The sequence below is a fragment of the Pseudoalteromonas sp. A3 genome (assembly GCF_025942345.1).
GTDB classification, from domain to species: Bacteria; Pseudomonadota; Gammaproteobacteria; order Enterobacterales; family Alteromonadaceae; genus Pseudoalteromonas; species Pseudoalteromonas atlantica.
Window position 1 is genome coordinate 1 of sequence record NZ_JAPCKL010000009.1, and the last position, 25548, is coordinate 25548.

Here is a 25548-nt window from a genome sequence, read left to right on the forward strand (position 1 = left end):
GATAGCTGATAGCTGATAGCTGATAGCTGATAGCTGATAGCTGATAGCTGATAGCTGATAGCTGATAGCTGATAGCTAACTTATTCCGCCGCTAAGTAATCTAAAACCACTTGATGATGATCTTTGGTTTTAAACTTATCAAATAAGTGTTTAATTTTACCGTCTTGGCCTACTAAAAAGGTTAAGCGGTGAATACCATCGTACTCTTTACCCATAAACTTTTTGTAGCCCCATACGCCAAATGCTTCAGCAATGGCGTGATCTTCATCGGCGAGTAAATCAAAGTTAAGCTCTTTTTTAGTTTCAAAGTTTTTAAGGCGCTTAATAGGGTCTGGGCTAATACCTACAACGCGGGTGTTAAATTGAGCAAGCTCTGCTTGTTGGTCACGTAAGTTTTCGGCTTGAACCGTACAACCCGGTGTAGAGGCTTTAGGGTAAAAGTACACCAGTACTTGTTGCTCTTTTAACAGCTCACTTAAAGTGACTGTTTCGTCGTTTTGGTTTTGTAAGCTAAATTCTGGTGCTGTATCACCGGCTTGTAATGGACTAATTTTGTTCATGCTGTGCTCCTTAGCGAATACGTTTAAAAATATAATCTACGTTAAGACTGTGCGAAAGGTTTTCAAAGGTCACTTTAAATTGGTCTATATCAACCTCTACCGGGATATTAAACTCAATTTCGCAGCGCATTTTAGTGTCGGTTTCTTCATCGTAAGTGTCTGACTTTAATGAGCAGATACTAATGTGGTGATCGGCAAAAAAACGCGTTACTTTACTCAGTGTACCTGGGGTGTCTATCCCTGTGTATTCAAGGGTATAGCCTGCGCAAAATTCACTTTCGGTGTGGCGAGTGGTGCTGCGCTTCATCATGGTGAGTAGGCCTAGCTCCATGCCTTTAGTAGGCAAGGTGTGCTCTATGCGGCTAATGGCCGACATATCGCCGCTTAGCAGCATGGTAAAGGTAAATTCGCTGCCTAAAATGGCTATTCGGCTATCTATAATGTTGCAATGACAATCACTTACAAGCTGTGTAAGTTCACTTACAATTCCCGGTCTATCTTCGCCAATAGCGGTTAAAACAATTTGATGATTTGAAAATGCAGTCATGAAGTTTAATACCTACGTTTTTTGAAATATAACAACCGAGTTGGTATAGCCCGCTGCGCATACACTACGTTGCACGGCGGCGAAGTTTAACACAAAAAGCGCCCTAAACTACATAGGCGCTTAATTAAAGGCGCTTTAAAGCGTTGTGTTCCTTGTTTTTACTGGCACAGGAAAGTACCATAGCTAAAATTTGTCTTTTTGTTGTGATTGATTTTATAACACTTAGGTGTGAACTTTATTGCAATTAGACAGCCAAATAATAAATGTAAAGTTAATGTTGATTTTACACTGAACCAAATTCGGTATTACCCACTCATATACGTGTAAAACAATTAAAGGGTATGCTAAGGAGAAATATCTGTGCAGTATTGGATCCCAAAAGCACTTGCAGTGAGTGTATTGGTAAGTTTATCAGGGTGTAATGTTTTTATTAATGAAGCGCACAACGAACGCAATTATCGTACGCATGAAGGTGTTAAAACCCCGCCATCGTTATCTCAACCAGCGCAAGATCCGGTTTATAAAATGGATGTGGGCCAATACGATAACAACCCTGAGGCAACAAACTATCGTCCACCAGCACAGGTTTTAACTGTTGCTAAAGGTAGCTGGGTAGAAGAGGGCGATAAACAAGCGCGTATTTACTTTGATAAAAACGATGGCATTGTTGATTTAGATGAATTTGTTTGGGACTCAATTAAAGCGGTTATTGCCGAAAATAATGCAACAACCACAAAAGAAGATAAGCTACTTGGTATTATCGAAACCGACTGGTACTCAATAATTAAAGCTGAAGAGAGCTGGTTATGGGGCGATGAGGTAAGCGAAAACCAAGAGCGCTTTAGATTCACAATTGAAGAAAAATCGCATCAGCGTACTGCTTCGTTACGCGCTGAACTTATTGACTTTAAAGGTGATGATACGTTAACCGATTTACTTAAGCAGCAATTAGAAGTACGCGCGCTTAACCAAGTTGTGGCTGAATTTGATTATCGCTACCGTCAGTTAGAAGTAGAGAACCGCAAGCGCCAAGGTATTATTTCTTTAGAAATGGGCTTTGATAACAAAGGCAATGCTGCACTTGTTACTGAGCAATCATACGATGCAGTATTCGACCGCTTCTCGGGCTTTTTAGAACGCCTATCGTTTACTATCGTTGAGATTAAAACCGATACCGGCTTAATAACTGCCGACTACAACAAGCCAGAAAGCAGTGTATGGGATTCTATTTGGGGCGACGAAGTTGCGCAGCTTCCAATTGAAGAAGGCCAATACCAAATTTTAGTGAGCAAAACTAAAGAAGGTGGTACAAGCTTAACCTGGATGGATGACAAAGGCGAAACACTCGAACCTGGCACCATGAATGGTTTACAACAAGCGTTAGAAGCAGCACTTATTCAGCGCGGCATCAAAATTTAATAATTAATAATAAGTTTTTACTACAAAAAGAGCGCTTTGCTCTTTTTGTAGTTTTTATGGATTAAAAAATATGTCTCAGTTACCTCCTCGCGGGCACTATACGTGGCGCACTTGGTTTACTTTTTTAGTACCGTCGTTAATTGGTGTGTTTTTATTTATGACACCCATTCCTACAGCAGACGGGATGACCATTCCTATTGCGTTAATGGCTAAAGGCGTGCAAGCGTTGATGTCTGGCTCTGCGCAAGCAATTATTACCCTTATTATTTGTATTACTGGCGTTATGTCGGTGATCACCAAAGTATTTAAACCCGCCGCTATTTGCCAATCACCCCTGTTAAAGCATTTATTTGATGTGAGTGTAGTGTGGTTAGTGGTGCGTTTATTCGGTATGGCGTTTGTGCTAATGACCCATTTAGGGTTAGGTAGCGAGGCAATTACCTCTGCAAACACAGGCGCTTTGGTATTAAACGACTTATTACCTGTTTTGTTTTCGGTATTTATACTGGCCGGTTTATTACTGCCTTTACTAATTAACTTTGGGTTATTAGAGCTTGCAGGCACTATGCTAACCAAGGTAATGCGCCCTGTATTTGGCGTACCTGGGCGAAGTGCAGTTGACTGTACTGCGTCGTGGTTAGGTGATGGCAGTGTTGGTATTTTAATGACCGCAAGGCAGTACGACCAAAAGCACTACACGCAGCGCGAAGCCGCAATTATTGGTACTACGTTTTCGGCGGTTTCTATTACATTTAGCTTAGTGGTTTTAGGCCAAGTGAAATTAGAGCACTTATTTGCCCCATTTTATGCCACCGTATGTTTAGCCGGTGTGGTTGCCGCTATTATTGTGCCGCGCTTACCGCCACTTCGCTTTAAAAAAGATTTGCTTATTGATGGTAGTGAGCCAAATCGCGATGCTGAGGCTATCCCAAGGGGTAAAAGCTTAGTAGGGCACTCACTTGATGTAGCATTAGCAAAAGCCAATAACTCGTCGGGCTTTAAAGGTACCTTAAAAGAGGGTGTACATAATGCACTTGATATGGTGTTTGGTGTACTGCCTGTTGTAATGGCCGTAGGAACATTCGCACTTATTATTGCTGAGCACACGCCGGTATTTCAATATTTAGGTATGCCGTTTGTGCCATTTTTAGAGTGGTTACAAGTACCCGAAGCACAGGCCGCGGCACAAACTATTATGGTGGGATTTGCCGATATGTTTATTCCGTCAATTTTAGCTGCGGGCACCATTGAAAGTGATGTAACTCGCTTTATTATTGCCGCAATGAGCGTAACTCAGCTAATTTACATGTCTGAGGTTGGCGCACTTTTACTGGGCAGTAAAATACCGGTAAACATTGTTGAGCTGTTCGTTATATTTATTTTACGTACACTTATTACGCTGCCGGTTATTGCCTTAATGGCGCATTGGTTAGTTGGCTAGTAGTGTATTTTAATTATAAAAAGCCCTGATTTATCAGGGCTTTTTTGTGGCTGGTTATTTCAATTTACCCTAATACTTAACCCTTTTAAGTGGCAAATTGATACTAAATACGAATGAAGATTAAAAACGCCTTGCCACTGAAAGAGTTAAAAAGTTTAAACCTGGGTTAGGCTCTTTAAATCCGGCGTTTGAGTAATGAATAACCCGAAGCGCTACGTTAGTGTGGCCAAAGTCTGCAACTAGGCCAATACGGTCTTCAAATTGGTAGTGAGTACTAATATTTTTGCCCGCAAATTTAGTTTCATCAATAAGCGATACGCCAATACCTGCCTCAATATAAAACGGGGTATTATGAAAACTAAAAGCAGGAAACTGCAGTACGGGCGACATAGCCAAAACAAGATTAGATTGCGAGTTGTCACCATGGCGGTATTCCCACATATTAACGCTGGTTTCAAAATAAAAGCGCGCATCGCCCACTAAGTTTTGTAAGCTAGGGGCGTGATATTGGTAAGCCAGCTTAACGCCATTCACGTTGCCTTCGCCTTTGAGAAAATCTACGGCGTAACCATGATAAGACTGCGCAAACGCCGTGTTACCGCATACAGAAATAACTAAAAATAGAATAAGTGTGAAAGTTTTATATACCGTTTTCATAACTGCCAAATTGGTGTGTGAGTCGAATGAGTAAATAAATGATAAGGGCGGGCCATACACATTTTCAATGAGGACAAAATGCCGCTTGTTTATGGGGTGTTAACAGGGAAGGCTTAACTAATTGAAAATAAATAGCTTATTTAATTGGTGCTGTTTTGGCATTAATAAGGTGCATTTTTGTGTCTGTTTTTGTGGCTTAAAATCGCGTAATTTAGCCACATCTTAATCACACACATGGTCACGCTCATGAAACTTTTTAACACTATTTTTATTGCTGCTGCCTTTTTTAGCAGCGCGTTATTTGCGCAAACGGCGCAGTCGCCTCAACATATGCTTGAAGGCGTTGCCGATACGCTTTTTAGCGATATTGCAAAAGTAAATGCACAAGGCGATGCAAGCAAAGCCGATATGGCGCGCATTGTAGAGACGCGTTTAATGCCAAACATAGATATTAAGTTTGTGTCGTTTAAATTGCTTGGTAAGCACATAAAAGGCATTGAGCGCGAGCAAGCTGTACGTTTTATTGATGCAGTAGAGCATTATTTAACAGGTACTTACGCAGGTGCGCTAATGAAGTACACCGGCCAGCAAGTAGTATTTGAACAAGATACCGCTAAAAGCGACTCTGAGTACGCGACGGTTAAAACGCAAATTATTGAGCCAAATGCGCCCGTGATTGATCTGCATTTTAAGCTGCGCCAAGGTAAAGACCAGCAATGGAAAGTATACGACATTGTTGCCGAAGGTATTTCGCTTTTAAGCGCTAAGCAAAAAGAGATCATTCAACGTATTTCTGATGTCGGTTTAGAGCAAGTAATTACCGAGCTAAAAAATAAATAGTTCACTTCCTGATTAAGACCCTCTCCAACCACAAAAGCAGCCGCACTAAAGTGTATTGGCTGCTTTTATATTTTCTTAATATTCATCTACTTTAAGCTCGCAGCAAAAAAAAGGTGTGATAGAATATCAGCACGTCGATTAAGCGTGGTGTCAGCTAAAAACTGCTATAACTGACGCCTCATCAAGCTACACTGGAGTTGTGCTGTTTTAATGGAAAATGTACTGATTTGGCCAAAGGAATACCCATTACTTATTAAAGGACTTGTAGAACAAAACGGTGCCTTTATTTTAGATGCTTTAGAAGCTTGGCCTGCATGTCGTTCTACTATTGAAGATGACGGTGTATGCACCACTGTGCTACCACCCATTTACTATTTGATATGGTTAACCCCGCTTGAACCCTTTGAAGAGTGTTATTTTCAGCATATTAGTGAATATGACGAAGATGCGCACGCTTACATTGCTGCTGTTAAAAATCATTATTTAGATAACGAATACACAAGCGAATCAATGGCGCTAATGCTGTGCCAGCGCTTAGAAAAATACGCCAGTGTGGCGGCGCAAAACGCACTTGATACGCCGCTTTCGTTGTTTAGCTTATTATTTAGTAAACGCTATTTTTCGTTAATTGAACATGCCTTAAATAGTGGCAGTAAATTAAGTGCACACGATACGCTAGCACTGTGGCAAGAAGTTGATTTTAGAGAGCGTTTAAGTGCTTTTTTACCTGAATCGGTCGCTGATTTAAACGAACTTACAGAGCTTGCCAGTCAAAAAGTAGCAAACGGTAAAGACTATTTTACGCTGTTAACGCAAGTATCGCCGGATGTTGATTCTATTGTATTGCTTGAAAAAGCATTACTTGCTCATTTAAGCCAAAAAAGCGCAAAGCAAACCATGGCGATGCGTTTCATAGAGCAAGGTGCCACTGGTACATTGGCTGATGAAAACAATAAAACAGCGTTTATGTGGGCAGCCGAAAAGGGCTATGTCAATGTGATAGAAACCCTGTTGGCTAAACAGGATCAAAAAGCGCAAGACACCTTAGGCAATACTGCACTGCATTATGCAGTGTTAGCTAAAAACGAAACCCTTATGGTGCTATTACTAAAAGCAGGTTACGACTTTAGAGCACGTAATAACGAAGGCTTAAGCTGTTACCGGTTAGCAGTAAGTATTAAAGCAAGCAATTTAGTTAAATGCCTTGAGCGCGATTTTGGTATAAAAGAGCTTTCGCCAGAAGGGCAGTTTAACCGCATTAAAAAGGTGCACGCCTTACACGCAATTGTCACTATTTTATTGCCATTGCAGCTGTATTTCTTTTTTGATGAAAGCATTGCTATAAAAAGTGAGCTGACTTTAATTTTTACATTGATTGCATCGGTGTGTTTTTTCTTTGCGGCGAGCTTAAAGCGCTGTGCGCTCTATCCACATATAAAGCACCCGTGGGGATTATTTGTGTTGCGTGTTTTTTCGTTGTTAAGCTTAATAGCTCAGCTTGGATTAGCCAGCATAGTTGCACTGGCTGCACTGAGCGAATTAGTGTAGCGGCCGCCATGGCAAACTAAAAGCCTAAAAAAACGCGCTTACATTGTTATGTTAAGCGCGTTTTTTGTATGTATAAGCTATTATACCAATCCGCAATAATATCTAATCATTTTGCGGGGCTAAACGTGTCGCTATCTGCGTTAAAAAACTCTCATTTAGAACAACTAAATAGCGAATTTTTTGCCTTGCTATCGACACGTTTTTCCATCCTCAAAATAGATTACTTACTTATGCGGATTGGTATTATTTCAACTTTCAGCTTAAATAATTTATTTTGCGAATTAGCATTATTTATTGTATTCGTTAGCGGCTTTTTCCTCTGCGAGCTCTTCTTTAAGCTTACGTATTTTTAAGCCTTGCTCTTGCCCACGGTGCCTTGCGTAATATGTGCAGCCAATAAACATGGCAGAGGCAAATACAAGCTCTAATAACACCCATATTAGCTCATCAGGTGCAGCCCATAACATGGTTAAGCCGTGTATAAAGTACAACATAACAACAAAGTTAGCCCAGGCGTAAGTGTAGGTGTTGTCTTTAATAAAGCCTCTTAAGGGCAACAGTAAAGGGATTATAGGCACAAACAAGGATACAAAACTTGTGTTGCCATTTAGCGGAGGTACAAAGTACATCCACAGAGGAAATAAAAGTAATAAACCCACATAGCCAAAAATAGCGGTGCGCTGAAATTTTACAGTAATTGGCTTTTTAGCAGGGGTGTCAGCGGTATTCATTGAAGTCTTCTCGCAATGTGAGTGAGGCGTTTACCAACGCTTTGGCATATTTTAATTTCGTCTTTACTTAAAGTATTCGTATTACTACTGCCGGCTACATGTGTTGCCCCGTAAGGTGTGCCGCCGGTTTGCGTAGCTAGTAACTCTGGTACTTCGTAAGGTACCCCTAATAACATCATGCCGTGGTGTAGTAGCGGTAATGATAAATTAAGTAAGGTGGCTTCATTGCCGCCATGCATACTGCTTGACGATGAAAACACACAGGCTGGTTTATCTATTAACTGGCCTTTTAGCCATAGATCGCTGGTGGTTTCCCAAAACGTTTTTGCTTGCGATGCCATCATGCCAAATCGGGTAGGTGTACCAAACGCAAGGCCGTCGCAATTTATTAAATCATCTTTTGTAATTACTATATCGTGCGGATTTTTAGCAACAAAGGTACGCAATACGGCTGTGGCACCCTGTTGCTCTATAGATTCGGCTATTTCGTGCGCCATAGCCTCAACCGAGCCATGGCTTGAGTGATACAGGACAACAATGCGAGTCGTCATTATAATACGCTTAATACGTTTTCAGGCGGACGGCCAAGGGCTGCTTTACCGTTGTTTTGTACAATAGGGCGTTCAATAAGTTTAGGGTTGTCTACCATGGCGTTTATTAGCGCTGACTCGTTGGTTTCTTCTTTTAGGTTAAGCGCTTTGTATGCATCTTCTTTTGTGCGCATTAGCTGGCGAGCTGAGCTAAACCCTAATTGTTCTAAAAGTTGGCTTATTTGCTCATGGTTAAGCGGTGTTTTTAAATACTCTACTACGCTTGGTGTTACGTTGTTTTGTTCTAGTAATGCGAGGGTTTCACGCGATTTAGAACAACGTGGATTATGATAAATAGTAACTGACATACAATTAGTTCCAAAATGTAATTTGCCGCTATTTTAGGGCAAGCGCTGACAGACTTAAAGCCTTGCCAGCTCTTTTTGTAAACGGCGATACTGAGTAAGCAAGGCTTTTAGGCGTTGCTGTTTAACCAGCTCTGTGGGTTCTACGAAGTTAAGCGCTTTTTGGATTTCGTCTGCCGCTTTAATATACGCGCCATATTGCGATAACACATCAGCATTGGCCTCGTGATAAGCGGCAAGCTTGTCTTGCTTTTTATAGGCATCGGCTAATAGTTGTTTACCTAAGTTGTGGTCGGGTTTTTCAAGTAAAAAGCTTTTTAAAATGTTTTCAGCTAATTCAAACTGCTCAGCCTCTAATGCTGCATTTGCATAGTTTAAAGTAATAACTTGGTTGTTAGGGCGATAGTTGTTTAGTTCAGCCAAAAATTTTACCGCTTCGTCGGCTTTTTTTTGCGCTATTAGTAAATCGGTATGGGTATCGATATAAAATAAATTTTTAGGACTTTGCGCTAATAGCGGCTCTAAAATTTCGGCGGCTTCATCTAGCTTATCTTGATCAAGTAAGCTTATGCCCAAGCCGTATTTAAGCGCGGTGTTGTTGTAACTGTTTTCGCGCATTAATTTTTTAAATAACGCTTCGGCATTTTCGGGCTTATTGGCATAACGAGCAAGTACTCGGCTTTTTGCTAAATTAAACTCAAGGCTTGGGTTTAAATGGCGCACAGGGAATTGCTCTGCACGTAGGCGTACGTCAGATACACGGCTCTCTGGCAATGGGTGAGTCAGTAAAAAAGCGGGTGGTTTGTACTTATATCTTATTTGCGCTGAAAGTTTAGTTAAAAATTCACTCGATGCACGGGCGTCAAAACCGGCGTTATTAAGGGTTTGCATACCAATTCTGTCGGCTTCTTGCTCGGCAGCACGGCTGTGAGTTAATTGGCTAAACGCAGCTTGGGTTTGGTTAGCCGAAATAATAGCAATACCTGCATCGGGAGCAACAACGGTGGCTAATATACCGGCTATCATGCCTGCAATAGTCAGTGCGCTGTTGTCTTGTTGTTGCTGAATACGACGAGCTAAATGGCGCTGAGTTACGTGCGCTATTTCGTGCCCAAGTACAGAGGCAAATTGGCTTTCGTTATCTGATTGCGCAATAAGCCCCGTATGCACACCAACATGCCCGCCGTAAAAAGCAAAGGCGTTAATTTCGTTATTATTTACCCAAAAAAACGAAAAAGGAAAACGCACGTCGTTTGCATTAGCCACAAGTTTTCGGCCAAGTGTGGTTAAGTATTCGTCTAAAACGGGGTCGTTTACTACCGGTGATGAGCCTCTTATTTGCATCATCATCACTTCGCCAATGGCTTGTTCTTTTTCAAGTGGCAAAACTTGTAGCGCAGACGTGCCTAAATCGGGTAGCGTAAAGTTTGTTTGTGCCTTTAACGGCTCACTAACCAGTAGGCTAAAGGTAAGCGCGGCACTGCATAAAGTGATAAAGGCTGATTTTAGCTGCATTTTATTCCTTGTTAATTTGTTCACCAATGGCAATTTTTGCTATGTCAATTTCATCGCTGCTTGCACGGCTGTCTTTTTCGCACAATTGGTAGAGTTCTTTTATTGTGACTCCATCAAGCTTTACAACGTTCAATTCCTGCTGCAAAAATTTAATAATTTTATGTACTACCTTATGTGCATGTAAAATAATGGCTTTATCGGCCTTGTCGCCGCGCTCAAAATAAAAGCCAATAAACTTATGGAGCTGATTTATGCGGATCAGGTTTTTCATTGAATGCGGATCCCATACTTTAAACTCCATAAAGCGGTTATCTTTAACGTATTGATCAATAATTATATCTTTAGCATAGGGTTGCGCCCAGAGCTCAAAGCCTCGGTCGGTAAATACTTGGTGTAGCGCTATACGCGGCTTATGCTTGGTGTGTATTTCACCAAAATCATCTTCATAGCCATCAAGTAAGTCTAAGTTCCAATTGCGTTTATTGATCAGGCTTTTTACAGCGTTATCAAATCCGTGCTCCAATATTCCTTCAGATTCGCTGACCGAAGAAGCAACAAGATGATAAAAAGGCGGGAGCTCTCCCCAGTTTATCTGCTTTTTATACCAATTAATCTCTTTGAGAGTTGGATTACTAGGTAGTTGCGCTTTATTATGCGTGCCAGGCATTAACTTATCCTTACTGCTAATTATGTTATAAGGATAAACTATTGCAGGAATGGTTTTAAGAAAAAGTTACTGCTGTTCACATTTTATAAATAGAATGACCGACAATATGCGACTTATTATTCATTTTACTTAGCGAGTAAAGTAGTTATGTTAGAGTGCGATTTAAAAAAATTTAAATGCCCACAACAGTTTGTACAATTTAAATTAGCGCTTCGTAATGCGCAGTCATCTAATAAGGCAATAACGTTTAGTATAAATAACGACGAAAGCGCAGATGATATTACGCGTTTTTTAAGCAAAAATGCATATACATATAAATTTGATCAACACCTAGGACTATTACTAGTGGAGCCATTGCATGTTTGAATACGTTAAAACATGGTACGAAAGAAAGTTCTCAGATCCTCATTCAGTCACCTTACTTTTTTTACTCATTGCCTCTGTGGCATTACTGTACTTTTTTGGCTCGTTAATTGTTCCTGTGTTAGTGGCATTGGTGATTGCTTATTTACTTGATTGGCCGGTCGTGCACTTAGAGCGCTTTGGGTTAAAACGCTTTAGCGCTACAGTCATTGTAATGCTTATTTTTACCGGAGTTATGCTTACCCTTATTTTGGTTATTGGCCCCGTACTTTGGAAGCAAACCAGTAATTTAGTACAAGAAACCCCACACATGGTAGAGCAAGGTAAGTCATTTTTAATGGCCTTACCACAGCAATACCCCAGTTTAATTAATGCCGAGCAGGTCCAAGCTATTGTGGCAAGTGTAGAGGCAAAGGCGCTCGAATTTGGCCAAGTTATTGTCTCGTTTTCACTTACTTCGTTAAAAGATGTTGTGGCATGGCTTATTTATTTGGTGCTTGTACCCTTACTTGTATTTTTTATGCTTAAAGACAAGCTTGAGCTTACAAGCAGTGCCGCTACGCTTATTCCGCAGCAGAGACGGTTAATTTTGCAAGTGTGGCACGAAATGAACCAGCAAATAATGAATTATATTCGAGGCAAAGTATTTGAAATTTTAATTGTGGGTGGCACCTCGTTTATTGCCTTTACTGTACTTGATTTACGTTATGCAGCTTTACTTGGCGTGTTGGTTGGGTTTTCGGTGTTAATTCCATTTGTGGGTGCGGCATTGGTTACCATACCGGTTGCGGCGGTGGCGCTGTTTCAATTTGGTATCGAAACGCAATTTTGGACCGTACTAATAATTTACGGGGTCATTCAGGCGCTAGATGGCAACGTATTAGTGCCCTTGTTGTTTTCTGAGGCCGTTGATTTAAATCCCGTATTTATTATTGTTGCAGTGCTATTTTTTGGTGGCTTATGGGGATTTTGGGGCGTGTTTTTTGCCATTCCGCTCGCATCGCTTGTAAAAGCGCTAATAAATGCCTGGTCATCTACGCATGGAGAAATAACAAAAGAGCGGGCACAGTAACGTACTTTTAGTTTAAAAAAGCATAGTAAACGCACCTAAGTTACTAATTGATTATTACCCAATGAGAACAAACTTATGTACTATTGGGTATAAGATATATTTTTTAGTAATAAAGGTGCGTTTTTAATGTCTGAGTTTTTATTGCACGATGAACAAGCAGCCCAAGTTTATCTTGATGCAAACGCTACAACACCTGTTTTACCCTGTATTGCCGACGTGGTGTCGCACACCATGCAAATTTGTTTTGGTAACCCTTCAAGCCCCCATATTAGCGGTATACAAGCTAAGTATTTATTAGAACAAACAAGGCAAAATGCACGCCATGTTATTGGTGCGCCCGATGGCGATATTCTTTTTACCTCAGGCGCAACAGAAGGCATACAAACAGCCATTGTTTCAACGCTCATTCATGCTAAAAATCATACGATTAAAAACCCTGTATTATTGTACGGGGCAACTGAGCACAAAGCGGTGCCTAATACGTTAAAACATTGGAATAGCGTTTTAGGCATTAACGCCCAATTACTGGCTATTCCTGTTGATAGTAAAGGGATTTTAGATTTAGCGTTTATTAGTGAGCACATAAATAACGCGCTAATGATTTGCACCATGGCGGTTAATAACGAAACCGGTGTTTATCAAGACTTAAATGCTATTGAGTATACTATTCGCAGCCGTAATAAATCAGTGTCTTGGATGGTTGATTGTGTACAAGCCTTAGGTAAACAAGCGCTAGCGCTTAGTAGTACCAGCATAGATTATGCCCCGTTTTCGGGTCATAAACTCTATGCACCAAAAGGTATTGGTTTTTTATACATTAAAAATGGCAGTGCCTATACGCCATTTATTGCGGGGGGCGGGCAAGAAAGCGGCATGCGCTCTGGCACCGAAAACCTACCAGGTATAGCAGGGCTTAATAAACTGTTTAACTTGCTGCTAGATAAAAACGACGACACGTTTAAGTCGGTTGATGTATTAAATAGCTACAGAGCGCAACTGCTTAATGCGCTGCAAAGTACCTTTGGTGATATAACCTTTAATCACGATTTTTCACATTCTGTACCTACCACCCTTAATTTTGCTGTTGATACGCTTACCTCCAAAGAGGTTATTGATTTATTTGACGCAGCAGGCATTAGAGTGAGCGGTGGCTCGGCGTGCAGTACAGGGGCAACACGCAGTTTTGTGCTTGATGCAATGGCGGCAACTAATTGGCAAAGTGAAAACGCCATTAGGCTGTCTTTTGGGCCTGCTGCAACCGAGCAGCAAATTAGCCAAGCATGTAAGCGTATATGCTCCTTAAAGGCGGTATTAGAGGCCAATTGCTTAATTGTTTCTGACAGTGCCTCGCCAAAGCAAGAAGTATGCGCGCTGGGATTAACACAATTTAGGCATAAAGGGGCGTGTAGCTGGCTGTATGTTAGTGACGATGACAGCGCCGTTATTATTGACCCGGTAATAGAGCTTATTCCGCGCTTTGAAAAAATAGTGAGCACACAACAGCTCAACGTAAAAGCAATTTTAGATACCCACCAGCACCAAGACCGTCCAGGCGCAGTGGCTTTGTTAAATGAAGTACTAGGCACACCGCATGCGCTGCAAAATAGCATTGAGCTTGGTACAAAAACGCTAACTATAGAGCCAACCCCAGGGCACAGCAAAGACAGCGTTAGTTATTTATTAAAAGAGCGCATCACAGGCCATATTGATTATTGTTTTTGCGGTGATTTAATTTTACCTGCTGGGCTTGGCAATACCTCGCTTGAAGGGGGCAGTGCAACGCAAATGGCACACTCACTTATTACCCTTGCTGAGAAAATGAGTGACGATACGGTTATTTGTTCGGGGCATGACTATCAGCAATGCTTTGCCATTAACTGGCGTACTGTACGTGCACAAACGCCTTTGCTTAGCCCATTATTAGATGGAGAAATAAGTACGGCGCAATTTGCACAGTTAAAAGCGCAACACGACCAGCTGCATAGGCAAACCAGTAGCCAATTGTGTGGCTATGTACAGGCGGCGGTGCAAACAGACACTAAGCAGCTAGACTTTACGCAAGCTAAAGCGTTACTAACGCAAAAAAATGTGTATTTAATTGATACCCGTGAGCCGTATGAACATGGCGCAATTAATGTGGCGGAGCTTTTTGCCGCGCCTTTAGCTAATACGCTTAATATTTCACTTAGCCGTATGGCTAACGCCATAGTACAAAATCAATTAAACCCGCAGCACACCTATATATTACTGTGTAGAAGCGGCAATCGTTCTAAAATTGCAGCGGCAAATTTACAGCAATTAGGCTTTGCGAATATTTATAACGTAGCGGGTGGCTTGGCGTTGGTGAGCTAATTATGGGCCTAGTTTTGAGGATGTTTTAACCACCTATAAAGCTAGGCGAGTGCATACGATGCATTTTATGCTTTGGGCCTATAATGTTTCGAAGTTTAATTTACAGCAGTGTGTTTGGTATTTTTATATGGATGTAAGCCAGTAGCGTAACGCAAGAGCAGTTACTGAGCCCACTAGAGAACAAACCTCGCGGCAGGATTAAATTGTTCCTAGTTTGTACGAATTTTAATCCTTAAAGGTCAACAGGCCCTAATTCATGAATATTTAATAAATGTTGTTTAAACTATTAAATGCTTAAAATTTGTGGGTAATTAATTCATAAAATTTTTATGATACCGGTGTCAAAAGTAAAAAATTGCGTTATTATCTGCATCATAAATTATAAAAACAGCATTTTTATTGCTTTTTTCGTTATACTAAGCGCTTGCCTTTTTACTAGCACTACGCGCAATTAGCGAAGTCTTTTTACCTAAAACTGTTTTTAAATCATTAATTTAAATATTTTAGAGGATATTTACATGTCTAATCGTTCGCAATTAGCAAGTTGGCAAGCACTGCAAAATAGTGCCGCGCAGATGAAACAAACCCATCTAAAAACGTTATTTGCACAAGATGATACACGATTTGATGCATTCTCTACTCAAATTCCGGGTGTGTTGTTTGATTATTCAAAGCAGCGTATTGATAAAACTATTTTTGCACAACTCATCGAGCTTGCTAAAGAGTGTGACATTGCCTCTTGGCGCGACAAGATGTTTAGCGGTGAAAAAATCAATATTACAGAAGAGCGTGCTGTTCTTCATACTGCTTTACGTAATCGTGCCCATACACCTTTAGTTGTTGACGGCGAAGACGTAACACAAGCGGTTGATAACGAATTAGCTAAAATTAAAACCTTTGTAGAAAAAGTACGCAGTGGGCAATGGGTAGGCTACACAGGTAAAGCAGTAAAAGATGTGGTAAGCATTGGTGTAGGTGGTTCAAACCTAGGCCCGCAAATGGCAACCGAAGCGCTAAAAGCACTTGCTGATGACACTTTAAATGTTCATTACGTATCTAATGCTGACGGTGTTCAAATTGCCTCTGTGTTGAAAGCAATTGACCCAGAAACAACCTTGTTTGTTATTTCATCGAAAACATTTACCACATCAGAAACCATGACCAACGCCAAAACGGCCGTTGATTGGTTTTTACAAACAGCAAAAGATGACAGCGCCATTGCTAAGCATTTTGTTGCTGTTAGCACAAACTTAGAAAAAACCGCAGCCTTTGGTATTAGCGATGAAAACGTATTCACTATGTGGGATTGGGTAGGGGGTCGCTTTTCACTTTGGAGTGCGATAGGCTTACCTATTGCGTTATACCTAGGTTATGACGCGTTTGAAGCTATTTTAGAAGGCGCATTTGAAGTAGATGAGCACTTTAAAGCAGCCCCATTTGAGCAAAATATTCCGCTTATAATGGCACTACTTAGTGTATGGAATACCAGCTTTTTAGGCTTTACGTCGCAAGCTATTTTACCGTACGACCAAGCACTTCATATGTTACCTGCGTATTTACAACAAGGTGAGATGGAAAGTAACGGTAAACACGTAAACTTTGCAGGCGAAACCGTACCTTATACAACGGTTCCTATTATTTGGGGTATGACCGGTATTAACGGCCAACATGCGTTTTATCAGTGCTTACACCAAGGTAATGTAATTGTACCTGCTGATTTTATAGCCTCAGTTAAGCCGCAGGTAGCCGTAGATAAGCATCACGATATTTTATTATCTAACTTTTTAGCGCAAACAGAAGCAATGATGAGCGGTGTAGATGCACAGCAAGTCACAGAAGATTTAGCCGCTAAAGGTAAAACACAAGCGCAAATTGATGAGTTACTAAATCATAAAATTCATCAGGGTAATCGCCCTACAACATCTATACTGCTAGATACAGTTGATGCAAAAACAGTAGGACGCTTAATTGCGCTGTACGAACATAAAATTTTCTGCCAAGGCATAATTTTAGAAATTTGCTCATTTGATCAATGGGGTGTAGAGCTTGGTAAAGGCCTTGCCTCTAAAATTGAAAGCGAACTAACCGATGCCAGCGTAAAACACGCCCACGATAGTTCAACAAATGGCTTAATTGCGTACTACAAGCAACACCGTACGCAGTAATATATTCGCTTATGTAAATAAGCAAACCGAGTACCTTTGAACGGGTAGCGCTGGAGTTCTTAGGGCCTGTATTTTTGTGAGAGGATTTACAGGACTCCTAAGACTCATTTAATTGTGCGAACAGTCAAATAATAAATAAAACGCCATAGCGTAAAACATTCAATAGGCTTTTATTAACACTAAGAGCCACTGTCATTCAAGCACTAAACCTGCATACCAAGCGGCTTATGGAAGTCGCTTTTAGGTATTACAAACGTAGAGAGTAACTATGCTTAATCCTTTTGATATTATAATTTTTGGGGGCGGTGGTGATCTTGCGTTACGCAAATTGCTACCTGCAATGTACAGAGCATATCAAGAAGGCAACTTACCAGAAGGCTCGCGTATTCTGCCTACAGTGCGTGAAGAAAGTAAGCGTGCTGACTACATAGAAACAGCACACAACGCACTGAAAGAATTTTTAAGTAAAGGCGAATTTAACGCTAAAGATTGGAAAGCATTTTCTACTTACTTAGTGCCTGTAGTAAGCAACGTAACTGAAGCTGACGACAACTGGGATGTACTAAAAGGCATTTTAGATGAGCACGACAGCAATAAATCTCGCGTATTTTATTTATCACTTCCGCCTGCTGTTTACGGCACATGTTGTGAAATTTTATCAACGAAAGGTTTAATCACACCCACTTCACGTGTGGTTGTTGAAAAGCCAATTGGTTACTGCGGCGAATCAGCAGAGGCTATTAATGGTAAAATTGCAGAGTTTTTTGACGAAGAGCAAATTTTCCGTATTGACCACTACTTAGGTAAAGAGACAGTACAAAACCTAATGGCACTGCGTTTTTCAAATTCACTGTTTGAAAACATGTGGGATGCTAAATCTATTGATAATATTCAAATTAGTTTATCTGAAACGGTAGGCCTTGAAAGCCGTGCTGGTTTTTACGATAAAGCCGGTGCACTGCGCGACATGGTGCAAAACCACCTGTTACAGTTATTGTGCTTAGTGGCAATGGAATCACCAAATAAACTAAACGCAAATAGCATCCGTACTGAAAAACTTAAAGTATTAGAAGCACTTCGTCCGTTACTAGAAGGTGACGTAGATGAAAATATCGTTCGCGGTCAATACGTACCAGGGGATTTAAACGGTAAAATTGTACCAGGTTACTTAGAAGAGCTTAACGAAGGTTCAAGTAAAACAGAGACCTTTGTGGCTATTCGTGCACACATTGATAACTGGCGCTGGGCGGGGGTACCTTTTTACCTTCGTACTGGTAAGCGTATGGCTAAACGTTGTGCAGAAATTGTGGTTGAGTACAAAAAAGTATCGCACAATATTTATGAAGAAAACGTGGGTAATATTGAGCCAAACCGCCTTGTTATTCGTTTGCAGCCGGAAGAGACGATTCAATTAACGCTTATGTCTAAGCGCCTTGATAATCTTGAAATGCAATTAGAGCCGGTAACGATGAATATTGAGCTTTCTCAAGCATACAGCAACGGTTTCCATTCTGATGCGTACAAACGCTTAATGCTTGATGCTGCAGCTAATAACCCATCGTTATTTATACACCGTGACGAAGTTCGTCAAGCGTGGAAATGGATAGATCCAATTATTGAGCGCTGGCAAACTAAAGGCAAACCTGCACTTTATCGTGCTGGTAGCTGGGGACCGGATGATGCTGATGAATTATTAGCTGAAAACAACCACGTGTGGTTTAACACAGGCGATAAGGCGTAAGGTATGGCAACACTTGTTGAAAAATTTTTTGACTCAAAAGATGAGTTAACCGCTGAGCTATCACACACGCTTGAGCAATCTTTACGTGATGGCATAAAAAGTGATGGCCGTGCTGTGCTAATGGTATCGGGCGGTTCGTCTCCGGCGCCAGCGTACAAGCACTTATCAACGCTTGATTTAGATTGGCAAAATGTAGATGTTGCCATGGTTGATGAGCGCTGGGTTGAGCCAAGCCACGAAAAAAGTAACGAAGCGTTTATAAAAAGCACCTTGTTACAAAATTACGGCAGTGCCGCTAATTTTATTACCATGAAAAACGATGCAGCAACAGCAGAGCAAGGTACACAAGTATGTGAAGCCGCTTATGGCGCTTTAAAAGCACCATATGATGTAACAATTTTGGGCATGGGCCCAGATGGCCATACAGCGTCATTGTTCCCACATGCGCAGGGTCTTGAGCATGGTTTAACAACACAGCAAACTGTGTGCGCTATTAATGCAATAGAAAGTGACGTGACAGGCAGCATTACAGAGCGTATGACACTGACTTTAAATGCAATAGCAAACTCTAAAGTGGTTAAACTTCTGATCAGTGGTGAAGAAAAGCTAGCGGTTTACAAGCAAGCTAAAGCGGGTGGCGATGTAAACGATATGCCACTTCGCGCTGTGCTAAACCACCCAAGCATAAATATTGAAGTGTATTGGGCGCCTTAATTTAGCCGCTCATTTACAGTTTAAAAAGGCAGCTTAATTAAGCTGCCTTTTTATTTGGCTAAATAACATGCTAAACCTATTCAAAAAATACCGTCAAACTGTTAACCAATGTTAATGGTTTTTATGGCGCTGTATTAAAATTACCCGTTATTTGTACTGTTTTTGAGCGTATTAGTTGCGTTTTTATTGTCTGTTTTTTAGCAACGCCCAGATTTAGTTAAACTTTATTTTTTCATGACGGTTGTCATAAAACTTTCCCTTCCTTTTTTCGTTCAAAAGCATTAGCCTAAAGGCATTAACAATGAAACATATATATTAAAAATAAACGGAGCAGTAACATGGCGGAGCAACAAGTACAGCCTTTACACAACGAAAAGCATGCCAACACTAAAATTCAAAACGGCATCAACGTTGAATTTATGAAAACTCAACATTTAGTGCCAGTAGTTGCACATGAGTTTGCACGCGTAGCAAATGAATTCCCAATGTCTTTTGTTAAAAACAACGAAAGCGGTACTTTCCAAGCAGTTGCAATGTTTGGCCTAGAGCCAGGCGAAAACCTGTTTGTAGAAGATGGTAAATGGACAGCAGCTTTTGCGCCTATGGCATCAACGCGTTACCCATTAGGTCTAGTAAAGCACCCTGAGCAAGATCAGTACGGTATTGTGATTGACGAAGCAAGCTCGCTTGTAGGTGAAGAAGAAGGCAACGCATTATTTGAAAACGGTGAAGAAACAGACTACTTAAAGCGTCGTAAAGAGTCTTTAGTGTCTTTCATTGAGTTTTCTCAAGTAACAGAAGCATTCACTAAATACTTAGCTGATAAAGAGCTACTAGTAGCGCAAACGCTAACAGTAGACATTAAAGGCGAGAAAAAAGACATCAACGGTATTTACCTTATCGATGAGAAAAAACTTAACTCGCTTAGCGATGAAGAGTTTTTAGAGCTTCGTAAGCGCGGTTACTTAGCACCTATTTATTCGTTCTTAACATCTACTCACCAAGTAGCACGTTTAGCACGTTTAAAAGCTAAGCAAGACGCGTAATTACATACACGTTTAGTAAAAAGCGCCTGATGGCGCTTTTTTTGTGCCATTAAACTTACTCTATGCCAATTGGGTTAAAAAGTAGGGGTGATGCAGGGAAATTACGCCCTCGTATTTCGCTTTGTTATTAGGCTGTTTATTGGCTGCTTAAATAAAGCACTAACTTAATGCCGTTGATATTAGTTGAAAAAATACGCGTAACCATTCAAAGTAAATTCAATACTAAATTTAAAAAAGAGCGCACTATGAAAAAAACATTCTTATTGTCAGTTTTAGCCAGCGGCTGCTTAACATTAAGCACGCAAGCATTAAGTGAACAAGCTCCGTTTGCTATAGCGATTCATGGTGGAGCAGGCACAATTGAAAAAGCAAAATTTACCCCAGAGCAAGAAAAAGCCTACCGAGCAAAACTAGCCGAAGCTGTTGAAGCAGGTTACAGCGTACTTGAAAAGGGTGGCGAAAGTTTAGATGCAATCACCACTGCTATTGAAGTATTAGAGCAGTCGCCTTACTTTAATGCAGGGCGCGGTGCAGTGTACACCTATGATGGCAGCCATGAACTTGATGCCTCAATAATGGATGGGCGAAACCGTCAAGCGGGTGCGGTCGCTGGCGTAAAGCACATAGAAAGCCCAATTCAATTAGCCCGCTTAGTAATGGATAACTCAGTACACGTAATGCTTAGTGGTCAAGGCGCTGAAGAATTTGCAAAAGAGCAGGGCGTTGCGCTGATAGAAAATAATATATTTGATACTAAGCACCGTTATAAAGCACTTTTAAAAGCAAAGCAAAAATTAGAAAAAGAAAAAGCAACCAGCAAAAACTACCAAGCTGCGCATAAAGCCCTGCCAACAAATTATAAAATGGGCACCGTAGGCGCAGTGGCACTTGATAAAAACGGCAATTTAGCCGCAGGTACATCTACAGGTGGCATGACCGCAAAACGCTTTGGCCGCATTGGCGATTCCCCTGTTATTGGCGCGGGTACATTTGCTGAAAACGATTCGTGTGCGGTATCGGCCACCGGTCACGGCGAGTATTTTATTCGCTACAGTGTTGCCAGTGATATTTGTGCACGCGTTAAATATCAAAATAAAACCATTGAACAAGCTGGGGATGAGGTTATTAACCAAGTACTTGCGCCTATAGGTGGTACAGGTGGGGTTATTATTTTGGATGCTAAAGGCCATATTAGTATGCCATTTAATACCTCGGGCATGTACCGAGCGAGCAAATCGAACACGCAATCAACCTTTGTGGGAATTTTTAAAAACCAATAGCGTGATATATAAGCCTTATAGGGATTGTAGGATTAACGCTGCGCGTTTATTTTGATACTATTAGCCCTCATTTATTAAATTTATAAGGTGTGCGGGTGGTAAACCTAGGTCAGTTGTTTGGCGAGCTTAAAACGTGCTTAAAAAAAGATCAGTTTATATTTAAAAAACGCTTACATGGCGTAAAAAAAATACAAGACGAGACTAAGCAGGCCAATGCCCTTGAAAAAATAGCGGCTGATATTACCCGCAGCCAGCAGCTACGTGAAAAACGTTTAGCTGAGCTGCCCGCTGTAACGTACCCTGAGCAATTACCGGTAAGTCAAAAAAAGGACGTCATTAAAGACGCCATTGCGAACAATCAAGTGGTGATTATTGCCGGTGAAACAGGCTCAGGTAAAACCACGCAAATACCAAAAATGTGTTTAGAGCTTGGCCGTGGGGTTGATGGCTTTATTGGCCATACCCAGCCAAGACGTTTAGCCGCGCGCAGTGTAGCTAACCGAATTGCTGAGGAAATGAAATGTGAGCTTGGCCAACAAATCGGTTTTAAAATACGCTTTAGTGATCAGGTTTCTAATAATACGTATGTAAAACTGATGACCGACGGTATTTTGCTCGCCGAAATACAACAAGACCGTTTTTTAAATCAGTACGACACCATCATTATTGATGAAGCCCATGAGCGCAGCTTAAATATCGATTTTATTTTAGGGTATTTAAAAAACTTACTGCCAAAGCGCCCCGACTTAAAAGTTATTATTACCTCGGCGACCATTGATCCTGAACGTTTTTCAAAGCACTTTGATGATGCGCCAATTATTGAAGTGTCGGGACGTACATTCCCCGTTGAGGTGCGCTATAACCCTATAAGCGATATAAATAAAGACGCTATGGAAGCCGAAGGCGACCAACTGCAAGGTATTTTTGATGCGGTAGATGAGCTGTGCGCTGAAGGGCCAGGGGACATTCTCATATTTTTAAATGGCGAGCGCGAAATACGCGATACCGCAGAGGCGCTCTCTAAACGTAATTTAAAACACACCGACGTATTACCACTTTATTCGCGCTTATCTAACGCAGAGCAAAACCGTATATTTGCCCCGCATTCGCGCCGCCATATCATTTTATCAACCAACGTGGCCGAAACCTCATTAACGGTGCCGGGTATTCGTTATGTAATAGACCCAGGTACAGCGCGTATTAGCCGTTACAGCTATCGTACTAAAGTACAGCGTTTACCTATTGAGCCTATTTCTCAAGCAAGTGCGAACCAACGTATGGGACGCTGTGGCCGTGTTGAAGCGGGTATTTGTATTCGCTTGTATTCGCAAGATGACTTTATATCTCGCCCAGAATTTACAGACCCAGAAATACTGCGCACTAATTTAGCCTCTGTTATTTTGCAAATGTTGGCATTAGGGCTTGGCGATATGAGCGAGTTTCCGTTTGTACAAGCGCCAGATAGCCGCAATATTAACGATGGTTTAACCCTACTTGAAGAACTTCAGGCGATTAAGCCGAGTAAAAAGCGCCATCAAACGAGTTTAACGCAATCAGGGCGTGAGCTTAGCCGCTTACCGGTCGACCCGCGTTTAGCTAAAATGGTGTTGACGGCTAATAAGCTCGGTGCACTACGAGAAGTTATTATTATTGTGGCAGCGCTATCGATTCAAGACCCCCGAGAGCGCCCGCAAGAAAAACGCGCCGCAGCGAACGAAAAACACAGCCGCTTTGATGACCCTGACTCGGATTTTATTGCTTTTTTAAATCTTTGGAATTACCTAGAAGAGCAGCAAAGTGAGCTGACAAATAGCCAGTTTAGAAAGTTGTGCCAAAAAGACTTTTTAGCTTATATGCGTATTCGTGAGTGGCAAGACATTGTTTATCAAATAAGCACTGTGTGCAACGAAATGAAAATTAAAGCCACCACGCAAGTGGCTGACTCAGAGCTAATACACAAAGCGTTACTGAGCGGCATGTTAAGTCACATAGGCTTTAAAGACGAAAAGCAAATATATAAAGGCGCTCGTAATAGCCAGTTTCATATTTTTCCGGGTTCTGGGTTATTTAAAAAGAGCCCCAAATGGATTATGTCGGCAGAGCTGGTAGAGACCAGTAAACTATACGCACGTATTAATGCCAAAATAGATATTAATTGGGTAGAGCCCCTTGCACAGCATTTAGTAAAACGAAGCTATTCTGAGCCGCATTGGGAGAAAAAACCAGGCGCTGTTATCGCGTTCGAGCAACAAACCTTGTACGGCTTATTGGTGGTTAATAAACGCCGCTGTGTGTATAGCAATATAGACCCTAAAGTTAGTCGTGAGCTGTTTGTACGCACCGCCCTTGTAGAGCAAGAGCTTGGCTTAAATGAGCAATTTTTAGCGTACAACCGCGAGCTAATAGAGGATATTCAGGTACTTGAGCATAAATCGCGACGTCGCGATATTTTGGTTGATGAGCAAACGTTATTTGAATTTTACGATAAAAAAATACCTAAAGAAATCAACAACCGTGCAGCCTTTATTAAGTGGTATAAAACTCAAAAGCAAAAAGACAAACGCTACCTATACATGACCCGTGAAGAGCTTATGCAGCACGGTGCAAGTAATATTACTGAGTTTGATTACCCTGATACATGGCAGCAAGATAATATTATTTTGCCGCTGAGCTATCATTTTGATCCAGGACAAGCTGTTGATGGGGTGGCTGTACAAATACCGGTAGCACTTTTAAACCAAGTGCAAGAAACCGGGTTTGATTGGCACATACCTGCCTTTAGGCATGAGCTAATAAGTGGTTTAATTAAATCGTTACCTAAGTCGTTACGTCGAAACTTTGTACCTGCGCCCAATTACGCTGATGCTGTACTGGCTGCCATTGAGCCTATGCAAGGCAGCTTACTTGATGCACTTACTACACGCTTACTAAGAATGACAGGCGTAAAAGTAGATATAGAAGCGTGGGATTTAAACGCACTGGCGCCTCATTTAAGATTGCAGTTTGAGGTTCGTGATGAGCACGATAAATTGCTTGCACGCGGGCTAGATTTAGCAAAACTAAAAGCACAGCTGCAAGGCAAAGTAACCGATACGCTATCAAAGGTAGCCGATAAAGGCATTGAAAAAGCTGATTTAACACAATGGGACTTTGGCGCTTTGCCTGCCTCGTACGTTAAAAAGCAAGGCCAATACGAAATAAAAGCTTACCCAGCGCTGGTAGATAAAAAATCCACAGCGGCAATTGAGCTCTTTGATAGCGAAGAAAAAGCCCAGCAAGCGCATCAGCAAGGTTTACGGCGTTTAGTTTTATTAAATGTGCCGTCGCCAATAAAGTACCTTCAGCAAAACTTGCCTAATAAAGCCAAACTGGGCTTGTACTTTAATCCGTTTGGGAAAATTGCGGATTTAATTGACGATTGTATTGCCGCCGGCGTAGACAGCTTATTAATAAAGCATGGCGATATACGCGATGAAAACGCTTTTGATAAAGTTAAAGAGCAAATTAGGGGCGAACTAGGCGATGCTGTAGTAGAAATTGCCACCCAGGTTGAACAAGTTTTAAGCATTGCTCATGCGTTACATAAAAAAATGAAAGGGCGTGTCGATTTAACTATGATAACTGCCCATGGCGATATAAAATCGCAGCTTGAGTCACTTATCTTTAAAGGGTTTGTGAGCGCTCACGGTGCGAATAAAATGCCCGACCTAATTCGTTATTTAAAAGCGATTCAAAAACGTTTAGAAAAACTACCTGTTGATCCTAACCGCGATAGACTGTGTGTTTTAGAACTTGAAAAAGTAGCGCAAGAGTACAAAAAGCTCGTAAATAAAATTCCAAAAGGCTTACCTATTCCGCAACAGGTAAACGCTATTTTTTGGATGCAGCAGGAGCTTAGGGTGTCACTGTTTGCGCAAACCTTAGGTACCCCATATCCTATTTCTGCAAAACGCGTTATGAATGCGATAAAAGAGATAGAATAAAACTTGCATTTT

21 protein-coding genes are annotated in these 25548 nt (G+C 41.2%); 13 read left to right on the plus strand and 8 right to left on the minus strand.

Features of this window, described 5'->3' with window-relative positions; genetic code table 11:
- Positions 1-80: 80 nt before the first annotated feature.
- A complete protein-coding gene (gene bcp, locus OIZ54_RS14795) occupies positions 81-560 on the minus strand; it encodes a thioredoxin-dependent thiol peroxidase (protein WP_264390706.1) in 480 nt (159 codons plus the stop codon).
- A gap of 10 nt (positions 561-570) precedes the next feature.
- Positions 571-1107, minus strand: coding sequence for a glycine cleavage system protein R (locus tag OIZ54_RS14800; RefSeq protein ID WP_029774547.1), 537 nt, complete (start codon positions 1105-1107; stop codon positions 571-573).
- A gap of 360 nt (positions 1108-1467) precedes the next feature.
- Between OIZ54_RS14800 and bamC the strand changes: the two genes are divergently transcribed.
- Together bamC and OIZ54_RS14810 are read left to right on the plus strand one after the other, a co-directional pair.
- Positions 1468-2526, plus strand: coding sequence for an outer membrane protein assembly factor BamC (gene bamC / locus OIZ54_RS14805; RefSeq protein ID WP_029772477.1), 1059 nt, complete (start codon positions 1468-1470; stop codon positions 2524-2526).
- A gap of 70 nt (positions 2527-2596) precedes the next feature.
- A complete protein-coding gene (locus tag OIZ54_RS14810; protein ID WP_264390707.1) occupies positions 2597-3967 on the plus strand; it encodes a YjiH family protein in 1371 nt (456 codons plus the stop codon).
- A 120-nt stretch (positions 3968-4087) separates the two neighbouring features.
- On the opposite strand, the gene OIZ54_RS14815 is transcribed toward OIZ54_RS14810, so the two are convergent.
- On the minus strand, positions 4088-4624 hold the full coding sequence (locus OIZ54_RS14815; protein ID WP_264390708.1) for an acyloxyacyl hydrolase: 537 nt from the start codon (positions 4622-4624) through the stop codon (positions 4088-4090).
- A 246-nt stretch (positions 4625-4870) separates the two neighbouring features.
- On the opposite strand from OIZ54_RS14815, the gene OIZ54_RS14820 reads away from it, so the two are divergent.
- Both OIZ54_RS14820 and OIZ54_RS14825 read left to right on the plus strand, forming a co-directional pair.
- Positions 4871-5464 (plus strand): phospholipid-binding protein MlaC, encoded by a 594-nt coding sequence (locus OIZ54_RS14820; protein ID WP_004589167.1) that lies wholly within the window; start codon positions 4871-4873, stop codon positions 5462-5464.
- A 210-nt stretch (positions 5465-5674) separates the two neighbouring features.
- Positions 5675-7012 carry an ankyrin repeat domain-containing protein gene (locus OIZ54_RS14825; RefSeq protein WP_004589168.1) on the plus strand — a complete coding sequence of 446 codons (1338 nt, stop codon included), beginning with the start codon at positions 5675-5677 and terminating at the stop codon, positions 7010-7012.
- 287 nt (positions 7013-7299) lie between these two features.
- Here the strand turns inward: OIZ54_RS14825 and OIZ54_RS14830 are convergent, their stop codons facing one another.
- From OIZ54_RS14830 to OIZ54_RS14850, 5 genes are read right to left on the minus strand one after another with little or no spacing between them, the layout of a single operon-like run.
- Complete coding sequence (locus OIZ54_RS14830; RefSeq protein WP_248452391.1) at positions 7300-7743, minus strand: DUF2069 domain-containing protein; 444 nt, start codon at positions 7741-7743, stop codon at positions 7300-7302.
- Positions 7740-8294 (minus strand): NAD(P)H:quinone oxidoreductase, encoded by a 555-nt coding sequence (gene wrbA / locus OIZ54_RS14835; RefSeq protein ID WP_154945798.1) that lies wholly within the window; start codon positions 8292-8294, stop codon positions 7740-7742. The genes OIZ54_RS14830 and wrbA overlap by 4 nt, the downstream gene beginning before the upstream one ends.
- Positions 8294-8641 (minus strand): arsenate reductase (glutaredoxin), encoded by a 348-nt coding sequence (gene arsC, locus OIZ54_RS14840; RefSeq protein ID WP_029772483.1) that lies wholly within the window; start codon positions 8639-8641, stop codon positions 8294-8296. The genes wrbA and arsC overlap by 1 nt, the downstream gene beginning before the upstream one ends.
- Positions 8642-8695: 54 nt before the next feature.
- Positions 8696-10153, minus strand: coding sequence for a M48 family metalloprotease (locus OIZ54_RS14845; RefSeq protein WP_024034211.1), 1458 nt, complete (start codon positions 10151-10153; stop codon positions 8696-8698).
- A gap of 1 nt (position 10154) precedes the next feature.
- The gene (locus tag OIZ54_RS14850) at positions 10155-10820 is read right to left on the minus strand and encodes a hypothetical protein (protein ID WP_004589173.1); all 666 of its coding nucleotides are present in this window, start codon (positions 10818-10820) and stop codon (positions 10155-10157) included.
- Positions 10821-10967: 147 nt separating this feature from the next.
- Here OIZ54_RS14850 and OIZ54_RS14855 point away from each other — a divergent pair, with 147 nt between their 5' ends.
- The 9 genes from OIZ54_RS14855 (at position 10968) to hrpA (ending at position 25536) form a co-directional block, all read left to right on the plus strand.
- Positions 10968-11186: a hypothetical protein gene (locus tag OIZ54_RS14855; protein WP_004589174.1), complete on the plus strand. Its 219-nt coding sequence runs from the start codon at positions 10968-10970 to the stop codon at positions 11184-11186.
- The gene (locus tag OIZ54_RS14860) at positions 11179-12255 is read left to right on the plus strand and encodes an AI-2E family transporter (RefSeq protein WP_264390709.1); all 1077 of its coding nucleotides are present in this window, start codon (positions 11179-11181) and stop codon (positions 12253-12255) included. The genes OIZ54_RS14855 and OIZ54_RS14860 overlap by 8 nt, the downstream gene beginning before the upstream one ends.
- 126 nt (positions 12256-12381) lie before the next feature.
- A complete protein-coding gene (locus tag OIZ54_RS14865) occupies positions 12382-14607 on the plus strand; it encodes an aminotransferase class V-fold PLP-dependent enzyme (RefSeq protein WP_264390710.1) in 2226 nt (741 codons plus the stop codon).
- 518 nt (positions 14608-15125) lie between these two features.
- Complete coding sequence (gene pgi, locus OIZ54_RS14870; protein ID WP_264390711.1) at positions 15126-16772, plus strand: glucose-6-phosphate isomerase; 1647 nt, start codon at positions 15126-15128, stop codon at positions 16770-16772.
- 268 nt (positions 16773-17040) lie between these two features.
- Complete coding sequence (gene zwf / locus OIZ54_RS14875; RefSeq protein ID WP_004589178.1) at positions 17041-18513, plus strand: glucose-6-phosphate dehydrogenase; 1473 nt, start codon at positions 17041-17043, stop codon at positions 18511-18513.
- A gap of 3 nt (positions 18514-18516) precedes the next feature.
- The gene (gene pgl, locus OIZ54_RS14880) at positions 18517-19227 is read left to right on the plus strand and encodes a 6-phosphogluconolactonase (protein ID WP_004589179.1); all 711 of its coding nucleotides are present in this window, start codon (positions 18517-18519) and stop codon (positions 19225-19227) included.
- 338 nt (positions 19228-19565) lie between these two features.
- Complete coding sequence (locus tag OIZ54_RS14885) at positions 19566-20273, plus strand: SapC family protein (protein WP_004589180.1); 708 nt, start codon at positions 19566-19568, stop codon at positions 20271-20273.
- Between the two features lie 245 nt (positions 20274-20518).
- A complete protein-coding gene (locus tag OIZ54_RS14890) occupies positions 20519-21553 on the plus strand; it encodes an isoaspartyl peptidase/L-asparaginase family protein (protein WP_264390712.1) in 1035 nt (344 codons plus the stop codon).
- Positions 21554-21648: 95 nt separating this feature from the next.
- Positions 21649-25536 carry an ATP-dependent RNA helicase HrpA gene (gene hrpA, locus OIZ54_RS14895; RefSeq protein WP_264390713.1) on the plus strand — a complete coding sequence of 1296 codons (3888 nt, stop codon included), beginning with the start codon at positions 21649-21651 and terminating at the stop codon, positions 25534-25536.
- The last annotated feature ends 12 nt before the right edge of the window (positions 25537-25548 follow it).

Bases quoted from the DNA above. Each gene is read 5' to 3' on its own strand.
- bcp (WP_264390706.1), bottom strand. From the start codon at position 560: ATGAACAAAATTAGTCCATTACAAGCCGGTGATACAGCACCAGAATTT.
- wrbA (WP_154945798.1), bottom strand. From the start codon at position 8,294: ATGACGACTCGCATTGTTGTCCTGTATCACTCAAGCCATGGCTCGGTT.
- OIZ54_RS14825 (WP_004589168.1), top strand. From the start codon at position 5,675: ATGGAAAATGTACTGATTTGGCCAAAGGAATACCCATTACTTATTAAA.
- pgl (WP_004589179.1), top strand. From the start codon at position 18,517: ATGGCAACACTTGTTGAAAAATTTTTTGACTCAAAAGATGAGTTAACC.
- OIZ54_RS14885 (WP_004589180.1), top strand. From the start codon at position 19,566: ATGGCGGAGCAACAAGTACAGCCTTTACACAACGAAAAGCATGCCAAC.
- OIZ54_RS14865 (WP_264390710.1), top strand. From the start codon at position 12,382: ATGTCTGAGTTTTTATTGCACGATGAACAAGCAGCCCAAGTTTATCTT.
- OIZ54_RS14855 (WP_004589174.1), top strand. From the start codon at position 10,968: ATGTTAGAGTGCGATTTAAAAAAATTTAAATGCCCACAACAGTTTGTA.
- arsC (WP_029772483.1), bottom strand. From the start codon at position 8,641: ATGTCAGTTACTATTTATCATAATCCACGTTGTTCTAAATCGCGTGAA.
- OIZ54_RS14810 (WP_264390707.1), top strand. From the start codon at position 2,597: ATGTCTCAGTTACCTCCTCGCGGGCACTATACGTGGCGCACTTGGTTT.
- pgi (WP_264390711.1), top strand. From the start codon at position 15,126: ATGTCTAATCGTTCGCAATTAGCAAGTTGGCAAGCACTGCAAAATAGT.
- OIZ54_RS14815 (WP_264390708.1), bottom strand. From the start codon at position 4,624: ATGAAAACGGTATATAAAACTTTCACACTTATTCTATTTTTAGTTATT.
- OIZ54_RS14860 (WP_264390709.1), top strand. From the start codon at position 11,179: ATGTTTGAATACGTTAAAACATGGTACGAAAGAAAGTTCTCAGATCCT.
- OIZ54_RS14890 (WP_264390712.1), top strand. From the start codon at position 20,519: ATGAAAAAAACATTCTTATTGTCAGTTTTAGCCAGCGGCTGCTTAACA.
- OIZ54_RS14845 (WP_024034211.1), bottom strand. From the start codon at position 10,153: ATGCAGCTAAAATCAGCCTTTATCACTTTATGCAGTGCCGCGCTTACC.
- OIZ54_RS14850 (WP_004589173.1), bottom strand. From the start codon at position 10,820: ATGCCTGGCACGCATAATAAAGCGCAACTACCTAGTAATCCAACTCTC.
- OIZ54_RS14800 (WP_029774547.1), bottom strand. From the start codon at position 1,107: ATGACTGCATTTTCAAATCATCAAATTGTTTTAACCGCTATTGGCGAA.
- OIZ54_RS14830 (WP_248452391.1), bottom strand. From the start codon at position 7,743: ATGAATACCGCTGACACCCCTGCTAAAAAGCCAATTACTGTAAAATTT.
- zwf (WP_004589178.1), top strand. From the start codon at position 17,041: ATGCTTAATCCTTTTGATATTATAATTTTTGGGGGCGGTGGTGATCTT.
- OIZ54_RS14820 (WP_004589167.1), top strand. From the start codon at position 4,871: ATGAAACTTTTTAACACTATTTTTATTGCTGCTGCCTTTTTTAGCAGC.